This window comes from Paenibacillus sp. BGI2013, from assembly GCF_002843485.1.
GTDB classification, from domain to species: Bacteria; Bacillota; Bacilli; order Paenibacillales; family Paenibacillaceae; genus Paenibacillus; species Paenibacillus amylolyticus.
On sequence record NZ_PJFA01000002.1, the window covers coordinates 307177 to 321343 of the forward strand.

The following is a 14167-nucleotide window of genomic DNA, read 5'->3' on the forward strand; positions in this document are numbered from 1 at the left end:
GACGGGCATGAATATAGCCGGTATGGACAGCCTCAGTTGAAGAGGCGGTATCCTACCGGCGTAATATTCATGCCCGTTTGTTTTTGCATCGTATCCATCATGCATCTGTTTAATGCAGCAATCGTTTGGCTTCCAAGTATAGAACCTGCACGAACTTTTTTGTATTAATGCGTGTCTGGGACAAGGAAGGCTCCACATTGTTTTGCAACTCCAGCATTTTCTTGCGAATTTCGGTGAAATCGAAAAATTTGGATGCATAGTTCTCGAACTTGGGATGTGTATAATCTGTTAATCCCAGAGAAACCACATGGCTCAGAGTCTGGAAGATGGCCCGGCGAACACGTTGTTCCGATGCCTTGATCTCCTTGTTCACCTCTGCGAGAGAGGCGTCTTCTCCCAGTTTACGTATCGCTACATTCTGGAAGATGTCTTTGAGGGATGGGAACGTATAGGGGGACAGCTTATGCTCATCTGTCTCTACCTGCTCCAGATATTCCAGCATGTCCAGCAGATCCCTGCTGCCCGCTTCACCGATCATGCCCATCTCGGACAGCAGGAAATGTCCAGCAGTCGTGATTGTTTTGTCCGGAACCGGAGCCCCAGCACGTTCGGTAGAATTCAAACCGGACAATCCCTGCAATGTCCGTTGAATATCTGCGATGGATTGCTGCATCCGAAGCCTTTCGCTCACCAGCCGCAGAACAGATAGAATCTCCAACCGGTTAATCGGCTTCGTAATATAATATTCAATGCCTAGTGAATAGGCTTCTCCGATCATATTTTTCGACTCGATCTGGGAGATCATGACGATCTTGCCCTCGAACCTTCCTTCAAGCGCTCGCACAGTCTGAATCCCGTCTCGTTGGGGCATCAGCAGATCAATCAGCAGTACATCCACCTTATGCAGTTCCAACAGTTCCGCGTGAATATGTGCTCCGTCCTCAGCTTCCCCGGCAATATCGCCCAGGCCTTCATCCTCAATAATATCCATCAACATGGAACGAACGCCAGGATCATCATCCACGATAAAATAACGCATGTCAGTCATTCCCTTTCTCTGCGAATGGTGTGATTGATAAATCTATGGTAAAGGCGGTTAACGCCGCGATGAACTCTCGTTCCAGTGTAATCGTTCCTTTCCTTCTTGCATAGAACCTGACATGTCAGGTTAAATGACAATGATTGGGCAGTCAAAGCCCATTTTTAAAATAAATGTAGGAATTGCATGTAGGTATTTGTCGTTTTTCGTAGATGTTCTTGTAGTATAAGTAACATCCCGAAGTCCGGGGCTAGTGTTGTGCAGAATGGTACAAACTTTTCGCGTAACCATCTCTGTGCTTGAAATACACCATAAAAAGGGGCATACCGATGGAGCAAACAATACAAGATATTGTCGTCATTTTCAATGATTTTCTATGGTCCAAAGTGTTAATTATATTATTGGTAGTATGTGGTATATACTTCACCACCAAGACCCGATTCATGCAATTCCGCATGATTGGAGATATGGTAAAGGTGCTTCGAGAGCCAAAAAGCAAGGAACCAGGCAAAATTTCACCTTTTCAGGCGTTTTGTATTAGTATGGCGGCCCGTGTAGGTACAGGGAATATTACCGGTATTGCACTGGCGATCGCACTGGGTGGACCTGGTGCTATATTCTGGATGTGGATCATTGCGATTATCGGGTCAGCCTCCAGTTTTGTGGAGAGTACGTTGGCTCAGATCTATAAAGTGAAGGATAAGGGCGGATTCCGCGGCGGTCCTGCATATTATATGGAACGTGGGTTGGGCAAACGCTGGATGGGGATTTTATTTGCCATTCTCATTACGCTTTCATTCGGTTTGGTCTTTAATGCGGTGCAGTCTAATACGATTACTGTTGCATTTGAGAACTCATTTGGCACGGATCGGTTAACGGTGGGTATCATTATGGCTGTGATATTTGCAGGAATTATTATGGGCGGTGTCAAACGGATTGCAAAAGCATCGGAATACATCGTTGTTGTGCTTGCTGTATTGTACATTGGGGTAGCGGCTTTTGTGGTGCTTGCGAATATTACCCAGCTTCCGGCCATGATTGCGTTGATTGTCAAAAATGCCTTTGGCATCGAACAGGTGGCTGGCGGAACGTTAGGCGCTGCGCTGATGAACGGTGTGAAACGCGGATTGTTCTCCAATGAGGCGGGCATGGGTAGCGCCCCGAATGCTGCTGCAACGGCGGATACAACCCATCCGGTGAAACAGGGACTTATTCAGGCGTTTGGCGTGCTTACAGATACGTTAGTGATATGTACAAGCACAGCCATGATTATTTTGCTATCCGGGGTATACAAAGGTTCCAATCTGGGTGGCATTGAATTAACTCAGGCTGCATTAAGTGTACATATTGGTTCATGGGCATCGGGATTCCTGGCGGTTATGGTGTTCCTGTTTGCCTTTAGTACACTAATCGGAAATTACTACTATGGAGAAACCAACATTGAGTTTATCAAATCCAACAAAGTTTGGCTGTGGGTATACCGCATTTGCGTTATCGCGATGGTGGTGTTTGGTGCGGTAGCCAAAGTGCAGCTGGTATGGGATTTGGCTGACCTGTTCATGGGGCTCATGGTGGTGGTGAACCTGATTGCAATTCTGATGCTGTCCAAGGTGACTTTCGAAGCGTTGAAGGACTACAAAAAACAGAAGGCTGAAGGACGTGATCCCGTCTTTACCCGGGACCGGATTCATATTCCGGGTGAAGTGGAATGCTGGCAGTCGGAAGAAGAAGTGATTGGAGATAAATCAATACATGTAGCCAATTAAGGTTTTATCTGAACGTAGTTGGTTATATAAAATGGGCACAACAAACAACAGGACTTGGATTATCCATCATGGGCAACCCGAGTCCTGTTTGTTGCATATAAAATGTATCTTTGCACTAGCCAAAGTTCATCAAAGATATATTTGATTAATTTTTAACGGAATAGCTGATCAGTTGTTCGGACAGAGCTTTCATTCGCTCCCCTGTTTCATTAAGCTGCTCAATCACATCCGTAAAGGAGGATACAAGCGTTGCTTGTTCCTGTGAAGAGGCTGCAATCTGGGAGACTTCAACTTCCATCTGTTTGATGACCTGTTGTACATCTCTCAGACTGGTATCGATGTCACTTGTAGCTTGTTTGGCATCCACAGAGAGCTTGCGTACTTCGGAAGCAACCACACCGAAGCCGGCACCAGCTTCACCAACACGAGCGGCTTCAATAGCGGCATTCAGGCCAAGCAAGTTGGTTTGCTCAGAGATTTCACGAATGAACCCGGCTACTTTGTTGATTTGGGAAGAGTTCTGAACAGCAAGTCTGGTGTTCTGCAAGATCTGCTCACTGGTTGCTTGCAGTTCTTCGGCATGAGCGGCGACATGTTGCACCATATCAACGAGGTTACCATTGATGGTTTGATTTTCTTGTATAATGTCTTCAAGTTGGTTCTGGTTAGATTGGTCGTAAGATACACAGAAAACAGCAACAACTTTCTGGTGATCATCAAAGATCGGAATGTTCAGAATATCCAGTTCGATACCATAAACTTCCTTGGAGAGAGTAGCAAGGGTCGCTTCTCTTCCATTTTTTAAGATGGCAAAGTTTTGATACGATTCCAAGAGTGACATTCCTTTTTCAAAACCAAGATCAAATTTATCTGTCATAATGACATCTAATACTTTTTCGTGATCGTAAAGAGTTAAACTAGCTGGTTCTCTGAGGATCAGGCTGATATAAGGCATTACTTTAAGCAGGGCATCTACAACGTTCATGGAAGAGGACCATCCTTTCAATATTTGAGTGTATTATTTTTAACGATCTATGGAATGCTCTATCTTTCATCGGACGGAAATGACTTTTCGTGAACGGCATTTTGCATGAAAGAATGAACATTTTATGATTAAATTTTAAAATATTTCCCATCTAAAATGATTTATTGGATATAAGTGTTAGTTGTAACTATTTTTATATCAAGATATTTGTACGAATGTATATCAAATATAGGACATGTGTCCTTTTGTGTACATTATATAGGGCAACGGAGGGAAGTCGGAATGAAAGAAATTATGGACTTTGGACTTGTGCGGCAACTCGCCCGTGAGAATGGGTTGGATCAGGTGCTGGACGAGCCTGCGCTCGCTGAGTTGCGACTACTTGAGGCTGCGAAGGGCGAGATGATATGTGCCAAAGGTGAACGACCCGAGCGGTTGTATTTTCTCGTGCAGGGCAAGCTCAAGATCTATACCACCCTGCCTAACGGCAAGTCTCTGTTACTTCGTTTCAGTACACCACTTGCGCTTGTGGGAGATTTGGAACTGGTAAATGGCAAGGAGGCTATGAATACGGTAGAGTCTGTGAGCAAAAGCCTGCTGCTGGGTATCAGCTATCGCGCTCTCCAGAATACGTATGCAGAGAACCCTAAGTTTCTCCACTTTATGCTGAGTCAAGTTACGCACAAATTGTATACCTTTTCCAACCTGTCGAGTCTGAATATGTTATATCCAGTCGAGAGCCGATTTGCCAGCTATCTGTTGTCCACAATGGGCCAGGACGAGTCTTCTTCGGAAGAGATCCAGACCTCCAAGCTCACCGAACTGGCCGATATGCTGGGCACCAGCTATAGACATCTTAATAGAGTTGTTCAAGATCTGTGTAATCGAGATATTATTCGCAAAGTGCAGCGAAAGCTAGTGATCTGTGATCTGGAACAGTTGCGTGTCATCGCAGGAGGCAATATATATGAGTGATAGTATTTTAAAAGTAAGACCAAGCCTGTATATCTAAGCGACATGACGCGACACAATAAAATACAATACGGCACAACAAAGAGCACCCTCACGAATAAACCAAGGGGTGCCCTTTTTGCTCTGCACTTCAAGTGGATTAGATATCTCCGCGTTCTTCGAACAATTGAGCGATCTCTACAATAACACGGGTGGCCTTCACCATATTGTCTACCGATACATACTCGAATTTGCCGTGGTAGTTCTCACCACCAGTGAAGATATTTGGTGTTGGCATGCCCATATAGGATAGCTGGGAACCATCCGTTCCTCCCCGGATGGGGCGAATAACAGGTTCGATGTCCAGTCGGGTCATGGCTTCATGGGCAATATCGACGATCTGGCGTACGGGTTCAATTTTCTCGCGCATGTTATAGTACTGGTCATTCAATTCAACCGTGATGCTTTTCTCTCCGTACTTGGTCTTCAGTTCGTTTGCGATATGGAGCAGATTTGTTTTGCGCTCTTCAAACTTCTCCCGGTCGAAATCACGGATGATGTAACTCATCTTTGTCAGCTCAACGTCACCCTCCAAAGACAATAGATGATAGAAACCATCATAACCGTCCGTGAATTCAGGAGCTTCCTCCACAGGCAGGCGTCGATTCAATTCCATCGCAATTTTCAGAGAGTTCACCATCTTATCCTTCGCTGTTCCGGGATGCACATTGGTGCCTCGTACGGTAATTTTGGCGGCAGCTGCGTTAAAGCTCTCGTATTCCAGCTCACCAAGTGGTCCACCGTCGACTGTGTAAGCATATTTGGCTCCAAAAGCAGCTACGTCAAACTTGTGCGGTCCACGGCCAATCTCTTCATCCGGGGTAAAAGCAACCCGAATCTTACCGTGTTTCACTTCCGGGTGTTCAATCAGATAGGCCATCGCCGTCATGATCTCGGCTATACCTGCCTTATTATCTGCACCAAGCAATGTTGTACCATCGGTTGTGATCAGGGTGTGGCCTTTATACTCGTGCAGTTCTGGGAAATCCTTGTTGGACAGTACGACATCCAGTTCCGAGTTCAGCACAATGTCAGCACCATCATAGTTATCGATAACCTGTGGTTTGACATTTTTGCCAGTAAAGTCGGTCGCTGTATCGAGGTGAGCCAGGAAACCAATTACGGGAACATCCTTGTCGGTATTGGATGGCAGTGTAGCCATGACATAACCGTTCTCATCCATCGTCACATCTTGCAGACCAATGAAGGTACATTCTTCAACGAGCAGTTTGCCCAAGGCCAATTGGCCGGGTGTGGAAGGGCATGTCTCGCTATTTTCATCGGATTGGGTATCCATCTGAACATAAGTACTCAGTCTTTGAATTAAAATATCTTTCATCTATTATCGCTCCCTAGCTTGAGTAGTATATAAGTTGAGCAACTTGTTTTACACTGATCCACTACGAGGCCAGAATAACCTTCTGATCGCTGTTATCCCCAAATTTTTTGATCCACTTTTACAAAGGTGAAAATCTGAGGATAGCGTATGCTTTCGATGTAGCTTTCTTGCAGAAAGCTTTTAGCTCCGCTTCTACAGGTTATTTCTGCCCTCTCCGTTATCGTGTAACCGTTAGTCACAACTTATGTAAATTGGGTATAGTAATTATTGTGGTTCTCTACGGTTATCATATCATGTTTTGCAGTCATTTCCAGAATGGGGCAAAACCGAAATAGGAGGATGACTAGGTATCAAAAAGGGTACTAGGTCACAAAAATGTACGTACTTGTATTTCTATAACTGAGGTTCATAATAAATGATGAAGAAAGGATGTGTTCAAGACATGCCATTTATCACGGTTAAGGTACTGGAAGGCAAGTCGGTCGAGCAGAAACGTCAGTTGATTGAACGTATGACTCAGGTGGCCTGTGAGACACTGGATGTTGATCCGAGCAAAGTCTTTATCTTCATTGAGGATTTGGAGAAGGACAATTACGGCAAGAACGGAAAACTGTTTTCGGACTTAGACAAATAAGTAAGGGTTCATATATATCTTCATATATATCATGATCATGGAACAGGAGATGTAACATTAATGACTGAACAATTATTTTCGCCCTATCAATTCAAGAGCCTGCAATTAAATAACCGTGTCGTCATGGCACCAATGTGCCAATATTCTGTCACTGCGAAGGATGGCATTCCGAACGATTGGCATCAGGTTCACTATGTGAGCCGTGCGGTTGGAGGAACAGGACTGATTGTAATCGAGATGACCGATGTAGATCCGGATGGACGTATTACCGATAATGACTTGGGGATATGGTCAGATGAGCATGTGCCTGCCTTCACCAAACTTGTAGATGGAATCCATGCCTACGGCTCCAAAGTAGCTATTCAGATCGCACATGCGGGACGAAAAGCAGAGGATGCTCCGCAGCCGGTTGCCCCATCGGTAGTTACATTCCCGGGAGAAAAGTACAAGGAACCACGCGCGTTAAGTACGGAAGAAGTAGAAGCCATGGTGCAAAAGTTCGCAGACGGTGTTCGCCGCGCAGTACAGGCTGGAGTGGATACCATTGAGCTGCATGGCGCACATGGATACCTGATCCACCAGTTCCATTCTCCGCTGATGAACCATCGTGAGGATGTATATGGGCAGGATCTGTCCCGTTTTGGCGTTGAGGTCATTCGTGCAGTGAAAAAAGAAATGCCAGCAGATATGCCGCTGATTTTGCGGATTTCGGCTGTAGAATACGCGGATGGTGGATACGATATCGACCACACCATCAATATCGCTCGTGCCTACCAAGATGCAGGCGTGGACATGTTCCATATCAGTTCAGGTGGCGAAGGTCCTTCCGGACAGCGGAAACCGGGGAACTATCCGGGGTATCAGGTACCGTTTGCCCGTCGCTTCCGTGAAGAACTGAACGTTCCTGTAATCGCAGTGGGTATGCTGGAGGATGCAGCGTTGGCTCAGGCGGTTATTGGCAACGGCGATGCGGATCTGGTCGCGGTTGGTAGAGGCATGTTGCGTGATCCGTACTGGGCGAACCATGCGGCTCTGGAACTGGGTGTCAGCAAGGATCAAGCAGCCATTGCAGAGCAATATTCTCGTGGATACTAACTTGCAATAACATTTACACCTACCAATCCGATGACAGAATAACCTTCCGATCTGAGGATAAAGGCGAAGTGTATGCTTTCGATGTAGCTTTCTTGCAGAAAGCTTGTAGCTCCGCTTCTTCAGGCTATTTCTGCCCTCTGCGTTCTCATGTAAATGTTATTGCAAATTTTATATAGTAAAATAGGCCACAGCAGGGGATAACCTTTGCTGTGGCCTAATTTTTTTATAGTGAGAAGCATCAGCATATCCATCCAATTACGGATGGCTACGCTCTTCGAGTCGCTTCATAGACGAATTTTTGATTCGACTGTGTAGGTGGTTGATCCGGGTTAAAGTCGGCGTACACTTTAATGTCAGAGAAACCAATGTGTTCGAGAATTAGGCGTAACTCTTCTATGCCGTACCAACGCAAGGTAAGTTGTTGCAGCTCTGTAGCAACAAGAGCACCCTGATGCCATTGTTCGTAGCGGATCAGACTCACTTTGTACTGTTGTAGAAGGTTCACTTCAATGGTTTTCACTTCTACCGTGATCGTATCACCATCGGGTAATGAAACGGTTGATGTTTCTACAGAAGAGGGTTGTGTCACATCGGGCAGAAACAGATCAAACACGAGCCTGCCGCCGGGTTCTAAATGCTGAAATAGATTACGTAATGCGTTAATCGACGCCTGTCTGTCTTGGATGAGGAGCAGAGAACCTCCGGGAATGATAATTGCCTCGTATCGATATGGAAGGTCAAGCTTCTCCAGATCGGCAACGAACAGCTCAGGCATGGGTAATGCCCGTTCCATACAACGAGAACGGCAAGAGTCAATCATATCCATTGAATAATCAATTCCATCCACCTTCAAGCCTGCTTCAAGCAAAGGAATGAGCACTCGGCCTGATCCTGACATGGCTTCAAGGATACGTCCATTGCAGCGCTGAAGATAATGGCGATAGAATTCAATGTCTCCTCCCAAGGAGTGTCCCACAGGTTTCGTGAGATCATAAACGGCGGTGCATAATGGACCGTAATAACTGAATGACATAGTATAGGTGTCCCCCACATGTAAATGTATTAAAATAAAAACGTGGAAGGGGAATGAGCAGGATTATCCCTTCCGGCAACGGTTGGAATTGGATTTTTCAGAGCAGACTATCATAGGAATCACGCACCTTTTATGTAATATGTTCCAATTATAGGGTGGGGATAAAGCGGAGGTCAACTTCTATTCGGGTAGTTATACGAAATGAAATGTATAAGGAGGTGATTCGAATGGATTCATCATCAAGTGCACTGCCAGATATCCGGCAGGAACTTATGCTCCATGCACCTGTAGAGAAAGTGTGGGAGATGGTCTCGACCGAGCAGGGACTGAGAACCTGGTTCATGCCAGGCAATCTGGAACCCGTGGAAGGTCACGAGTTTATATTGGAAGCAGGCCCCTTCGGCCAATCACCATGTCAGGTGACGGAAGTTCTTCCGCTGCACAAGCTGTCATTCCGCTGGGGTAAGGACTGGACGTTGACGTTCCAACTGAATGAACAGCCCGAAGGTACGGATTTCACACTGATTCACAGCGGTTGGGATGCGGATAAACTGACCGAGTTTGGACAGGCCCACGCTATCGTACGCGAACGTATGGAACAGGGATGGGCCGGAATCGTTCAGAAGCTTGCCCAAGTTGTTAAATAAATCCTCATTCAATCAACCCCAGGTCATTTCGCCCGTTCTTTCCGGTGAAATTCGGCCTGGGGTTCCTTGGTGTACCAAGAGCTGGTGGAAAAGATAGAAATCGGTCAAATTATAACGAATTTGACCGATTATGATACGGAAACTATTTCCGTGAGCACCAGAAACGTGTAACATGAATTATAGTGATAAATCGACAAAATTAGACGTCTCTCGCCATTGTGGATGGAAGGAATAAATAGATGAGAAAACACTGGATTATGCTGACCATAAGCTTCATATGTATTGTCATTGTTCCACTGGGTTGGATCGCCCAGACGTTAATTAGCGAGCGGATTAACCCTCAAGCTTCAGATGGGAAAATTGACCTGACCCAATGGGACTTTGATCGCAAGGGTGTAGCGTCTCTAAAGGGTATCTGGGATTTCTACCCTGGGCAGTTGCTGAGCCCGGCAGATATTGAAGCAAGTGTATCCGGTCGCAAGCCATTGCCGGCTTCCTCTGGCACTCAGGTTCCGGCCCGATGGAACAAATCTCTGGGGCAAGCGCATGGGTATGGAACCTATCATTTGCAAGTCCAGCTTACACCCCGGACGATGAAAAATGATTATGGTATACGCACACAGAATATACGCATGGCCCACCGGGTATTTATCGATGGGAAAGAGATTGGCGGCAAAGGCTTGCCAGGAAAGACCAAGGCAGCAGATATACAATTAAATCTACCCTTTACAGGATTCACGTCCATTGAGGGCAATACGGCTGACATTATCATTCAAGTATCAAATTATAGTTACTCGTCTGGGGGCATTGTAGCGCCCATTTTGTTTGGAGACGAGCATAGTATTCTGAAAAGCCAGCAACAAGGTTGGCTCAAGGATCTGATGGCCTTATTTGGTTTTATCTTGCCAGCCGCCTTTTTTCTACTTCTGTTCAGATTACGACGTACGGAGAAGGAGCTTCGTTTTCTCGGATTATTCAGCCTTTCTGGTGCGGTGTACGCTCTGACACATGGGGAGAAGTTACTGGGTACGTTTGTACCGTTCCTGACCAATAATGAGATACTTCGGATTCAGCTCCTTAGTTCAGCCTTTGCCTATTATTTTTTGCTTCGGTATATGGATGCCCGTGTACCAGGAGCAGTTCATCAGTGGTTTGTACGTCTGGCTGTAGTGCTAATCGTTACCCAGACTATTGTGGGTCTTACGCTTCCTCCAACGCTTTTCTCGTCTCTTGAGCTTCCCATGTTGCTGATCTCACTTGTTGTCATGTTCTATACGCTGCGAGCCATTTTCTATTGGTTGAAAGGACGGCCGAATGACAGCCACTTTGCACTGGTGAGTATGATGAGCATACTCATGGTTGTTGTGTTATATACGCTTGGTGCGTTCACTACCCTAGACACAGCGTTCTTTGCGCTGATTGAACTTTTATTATTTGTATTTGCCCAGATGATTGTGACCGCAATCCGCTTTGCACAATCATTCCGAGACGTGGAAGCTCTGTCGGAGCGTTTGCTGGCCATCGACAGCCTGAAGGACGAGTTCATGGCGAATACGTCTCATGAGCTACGAACTCCCCTGCATGGCATCATTAATATTGCACAATCCATGCTGGAAGGGGCGGCTGGAGCAGTCACGCCCAAGCAAGCGAAAAATCTCTCCATGATTACTTCAACCGGGAAGCGCCTTTCACTGCTGGTTAACGATATTTTGGATTTTGCCAAATTAAAAAATAGTGAGATCGAGTTAAAACGGGTAGCTGTCGATCTGGAATCCGTTGCTCGTACTGTGGTTGAAGTCTCGGGTTTCACGTTTGAGGACAAGCCGGTTATATTGATTCAACAATGGCCCCAGTCCTTGCCACTTGTTGAGGCAGACGAAGATCGCCTAAGGCAAGTTCTGTATAACTTGCTGGGTAACGCCTATAAGTACACTGAGCAGGGTGAGATTCGATTGTACGCCAGCGTTGAAGGGGACTGGGTGAAGGTATCGGTCGCTGATACAGGGGTAGGCATTGCCTTGGACAAACAGGAGGATATCTTCCAGGCGTATGAGCAGAGTAACGGCACGATTGAGCGATTGAATAATGGAACCGGACTGGGTCTGAGTATTACGCGAAAACTCGTTGAGCTTGGCGGTGGTGAGATCTGGGTTGAATCGGAGCCGGGGCAAGGTTCGACCTTTCATTTCACCCTGCCTGTTATGAAGATGCCACTTTTGCAAACTCATTCGAAACCAGCTGCCGCCCGATATGTTGCTGCACAGGGGGCAGGGGCGAAGGAGCTTGTGACAAGAGAGTCAGATGAGCAGGATGATCTTACGGAAGCGGAGCATACGATTCTGATTGTAGACGATGACCCCGTGAATCGACAGGTATTGCTTAACCTGTTATCGACGGAGCGGTATCGTGTGATTGCAGCGGACAGCGGGTCCACTGCATTGAAACTCCGCGAGGAGTTCCCGTCCATTGATCTTGTTATTACGGACTGGATGATGCCTAAGATGTCCGGGCTTGAGTTATGTCGCAAACTGCGCGAGCACAGTTCCTTGTCTGAGTTACCGATTCTGATGCTGACCGCCCGTGGGTTACCTGAGGATATCAAACACGGATTTCAGGCGGGAGCCAATGACTTCCTGAGCAAACCGGTGGATGCCGGTGAATTGCGCGCCAGAGTTCGGACGTTAATTGAGATGCGGAGTTCTGTGCAGGAGGCTATTCGGACCGAAATGGCCTTTTTGCAGGCCCAGATCAAGCCACACTTTCTATATAATGCACTCAATGTTATTATCGCAACCTGTGCAGTGAATCCGGACAAAGCAACCGATCTGCTGATTGAATTGAGTCATTACCTGCGCGGAAGTTTTGACTTCCAGAACAGGGAGCAGCTTGTTCCTTTGACCAAAGAGCTGGAATTGGTGGAGTCTTATGTGCATCTGGAACAGGCGAGATTTGAGGAAAGACTGGTGGTTGAGTATGAGGTGGAATCGGACGTACATCTGTATCTGCCACCTCTCAGTATTCAGCCTCTTGTGGAGAACGCCATTCGTCACGGCGTGATGGAGCGGGCAGCCGGCGGGACAGTTCATCTTAGGATTTTCCAAGAGAGCGAGCATGTAGTCGTACAGGTCCAGGATGATGGTGTAGGTATCCCTCCTGAGCGTATGGCTCAGGTCAAGTCTGGGCGTACCGAAGGTCCGGGAGGTGTGGGGCTGCAAAATATAAACCGTCGCCTGATGTCTCTCTATGGTCAGGGGCTGGAGATTCATAGCCATGTGGGTAAAGGCACGCAGATCCGATTCCGTATCCCCGTGCAAAAGGTGGATTATTCCAATTAGTGTGCCAAGTGAAGCAATTATGGTTAACAGACTAGGGGGTGCCGATAAAATCGGTATTCCTATTGAATCTTTCATGGCAGGAGGCTGAAAGAACGGTGAGAGCCATTGTGATCGATGATGAGAAGCCAGCGCAGCTTCATCTGGAACGACTACTACGAACGGACGGACGAATTACACCCGTGCAATGTTTTTCAACAGCTCGTGATGGTCTGCATTTTCTGGCAAAGGAACGTGTAGATGTTGTATTTTTGGACATTGGAATGCCGGAGATGAATGGCCTGGAAGCGGCTGAATATATACAGCAATTGGATCAGAGTATTCGTATTATCTTTGTTACGGCTTATGCGGACCATGCAGTGGAAGCATTTGAGCTGCATGCACTGGATTATGTACTGAAACCGGTCAGCTCGACCCGATTGGCCAAAACCGTTGATCGAATCGCGGGCATAATGTCGCATAATTCTCAAGTTGCAGCCACCGCCGAGGTACAGGGATCGGAACCCGTACCTGTGGAGTTGGATACTGAAGTTCCGGGGCTGCTTACGTTCAAACATCTGGATATCTACAGAAGTTTAGATCAGGGTGCCAAGAAACATAAGTGGCGCACAACCAAATCACAGGAATTGTTTGCTTTTTTGTTTCATCACAGGGAAGAATGGGTAAGCAAGGAGATTCTGCTGGATAAGCTATGGGGTGATGTTTCCCAAGAAAAGGGATTAACCCACCTACATACTTCCGTGTACCAGATTCGAAAGCTGCTTAAGGAATGGAACATGACAGGCAAGCTGGAGTATAATATGAACCGTTATCGTCTGTTATCAGGCAATCTGGTAAGTGATGTGGATCAATTTGAAAAATCCATGGTTTACCACGTCATCACATCCGACAATGTCGATGACTTGAGGCATATGATACCGCTTTATCGTGGCGATTATCTGGAAGAGCATGATTATCATTGGGCACAGGCCAAAGCAAGGGAACTCAGACGCAAGTACACAGCGCTGGTTATGGATATCGCGAGATGGGACATGGAGCATGGTCGTGGCAAGGAAGCGATTGAGCAATTAACGATATTACAGGAACGGGAGCCTTATTCGGAAGAGATCTGCCGACTCATGATGGAAGTGTATGCATCCATGGATGATCAGCAAGGCATACTTCGTTTGTATCATTCATTTACATTGACATTAAATGAAGATCTGGGGTATCAGCCCGAGCCCGAAACAAGCAGGTTATATCAGAACCTGACGGACAAATAAACGTATGTAATGTAAGTTCAGACA

General features: G+C 46.5%; 11 protein-coding genes. 7 read left to right on the top strand and 4 right to left on the bottom strand.

Translation table 11 applies throughout. The features are described 5' to 3' along the window. Positions 1–109: 109 nt before the first annotated feature. On the bottom strand, positions 110–1039 hold the full coding sequence (locus CXK86_RS05230; protein ID WP_036612142.1) for a response regulator: 930 nt from the start codon (positions 1037–1039) through the stop codon (positions 110–112). A 329-nt stretch (positions 1040–1368) separates the two neighbouring features. Between CXK86_RS05230 and CXK86_RS05235 the strand changes: the two genes are divergently transcribed. Continuing rightward, positions 1369–2805: an alanine/glycine:cation symporter family protein gene (locus tag CXK86_RS05235; protein WP_076251914.1), complete on the top strand. Its 1437-nt coding sequence runs from the start codon at positions 1369–1371 to the stop codon at positions 2803–2805. Positions 2806–2950: 145 nt separating this feature from the next. On the opposite strand, the gene CXK86_RS32870 is transcribed toward CXK86_RS05235, so the two are convergent. Then, positions 2951–3790, bottom strand: coding sequence for a methyl-accepting chemotaxis protein (locus CXK86_RS32870; RefSeq protein WP_036612138.1), 840 nt, complete (start codon positions 3788–3790; stop codon positions 2951–2953). Between the two features lie 282 nt (positions 3791–4072). On the opposite strand from CXK86_RS32870, the gene CXK86_RS05245 reads away from it, so the two are divergent. Beyond that, complete coding sequence (locus CXK86_RS05245; protein WP_076213954.1) at positions 4073–4765, top strand: Crp/Fnr family transcriptional regulator; 693 nt, start codon at positions 4073–4075, stop codon at positions 4763–4765. Between the two features lie 136 nt (positions 4766–4901). On the opposite strand, the gene pepT is transcribed toward CXK86_RS05245, so the two are convergent. Beyond that, positions 4902–6140, bottom strand: a complete 1239-nt coding sequence (gene pepT / locus CXK86_RS05250) for a peptidase T (RefSeq protein ID WP_076251912.1) — start codon at positions 6138–6140, stop codon at positions 4902–4904. Positions 6141–6582: 442 nt separating this feature from the next. Between pepT and CXK86_RS05255 the strand changes: the two genes are divergently transcribed. After that, entirely contained in the window at positions 6583–6774 is a 192-nt protein-coding gene (locus CXK86_RS05255) for a tautomerase family protein (protein WP_017691642.1), read from the top strand. Positions 6775–6834: 60 nt separating this feature from the next. Then, positions 6835–7869, top strand: a complete 1035-nt coding sequence (locus CXK86_RS05260) for an NADH:flavin oxidoreductase/NADH oxidase (RefSeq protein ID WP_017691643.1) — start codon at positions 6835–6837, stop codon at positions 7867–7869. A gap of 265 nt (positions 7870–8134) precedes the next feature. Here the strand turns inward: CXK86_RS05260 and CXK86_RS05265 are convergent, their stop codons facing one another. After that, complete coding sequence (locus CXK86_RS05265; RefSeq protein WP_076251911.1) at positions 8135–8902, bottom strand: class I SAM-dependent methyltransferase; 768 nt, start codon at positions 8900–8902, stop codon at positions 8135–8137. Positions 8903–9129: 227 nt separating this feature from the next. Here CXK86_RS05265 and CXK86_RS05270 point away from each other — a divergent pair, with 227 nt between their 5' ends. The 3 genes from CXK86_RS05270 (at position 9130) to CXK86_RS05280 (ending at position 14143) form a co-directional block, all read left to right on the top strand. Then, a complete protein-coding gene (locus CXK86_RS05270) occupies positions 9130–9549 on the top strand; it encodes an SRPBCC family protein (protein WP_036612128.1) in 420 nt (139 codons plus the stop codon). Between the two features lie 239 nt (positions 9550–9788). Then, positions 9789–12884, top strand: a complete 3096-nt coding sequence (locus CXK86_RS05275; RefSeq protein ID WP_076251909.1) for an ATP-binding protein — start codon at positions 9789–9791, stop codon at positions 12882–12884. Positions 12885–12979: 95 nt separating this feature from the next. Further along, the gene (locus CXK86_RS05280; RefSeq protein ID WP_076251907.1) at positions 12980–14143 is read left to right on the top strand and encodes a response regulator; all 1164 of its coding nucleotides are present in this window, start codon (positions 12980–12982) and stop codon (positions 14141–14143) included. Positions 14144–14167: the final 24 nt, after the last annotated feature.

What these genes read in the sequence shown, in the direction of transcription:
- CXK86_RS05275 (WP_076251909.1), top strand. Translation starts at nt 9,789, where the DNA reads ATGAGAAAACACTGGATTATGCTGACCATAAGCTTCATATGTATTGTC.
- CXK86_RS05270 (WP_036612128.1), top strand. Translation starts at nt 9,130, where the DNA reads ATGGATTCATCATCAAGTGCACTGCCAGATATCCGGCAGGAACTTATG.
- pepT (WP_076251912.1), bottom strand. Translation starts at nt 6,140, where the DNA reads ATGAAAGATATTTTAATTCAAAGACTGAGTACTTATGTTCAGATGGAT.
- CXK86_RS05260 (WP_017691643.1), top strand. Translation starts at nt 6,835, where the DNA reads ATGACTGAACAATTATTTTCGCCCTATCAATTCAAGAGCCTGCAATTA.
- CXK86_RS32870 (WP_036612138.1), bottom strand. Translation starts at nt 3,790, where the DNA reads ATGAACGTTGTAGATGCCCTGCTTAAAGTAATGCCTTATATCAGCCTG.
- CXK86_RS05255 (WP_017691642.1), top strand. Translation starts at nt 6,583, where the DNA reads ATGCCATTTATCACGGTTAAGGTACTGGAAGGCAAGTCGGTCGAGCAG.
- CXK86_RS05265 (WP_076251911.1), bottom strand. Translation starts at nt 8,902, where the DNA reads ATGTCATTCAGTTATTACGGTCCATTATGCACCGCCGTTTATGATCTC.
- CXK86_RS05245 (WP_076213954.1), top strand. Translation starts at nt 4,073, where the DNA reads ATGAAAGAAATTATGGACTTTGGACTTGTGCGGCAACTCGCCCGTGAG.
- CXK86_RS05230 (WP_036612142.1), bottom strand. Translation starts at nt 1,039, where the DNA reads ATGCGTTATTTTATCGTGGATGATGATCCTGGCGTTCGTTCCATGTTG.
- CXK86_RS05235 (WP_076251914.1), top strand. Translation starts at nt 1,369, where the DNA reads ATGGAGCAAACAATACAAGATATTGTCGTCATTTTCAATGATTTTCTA.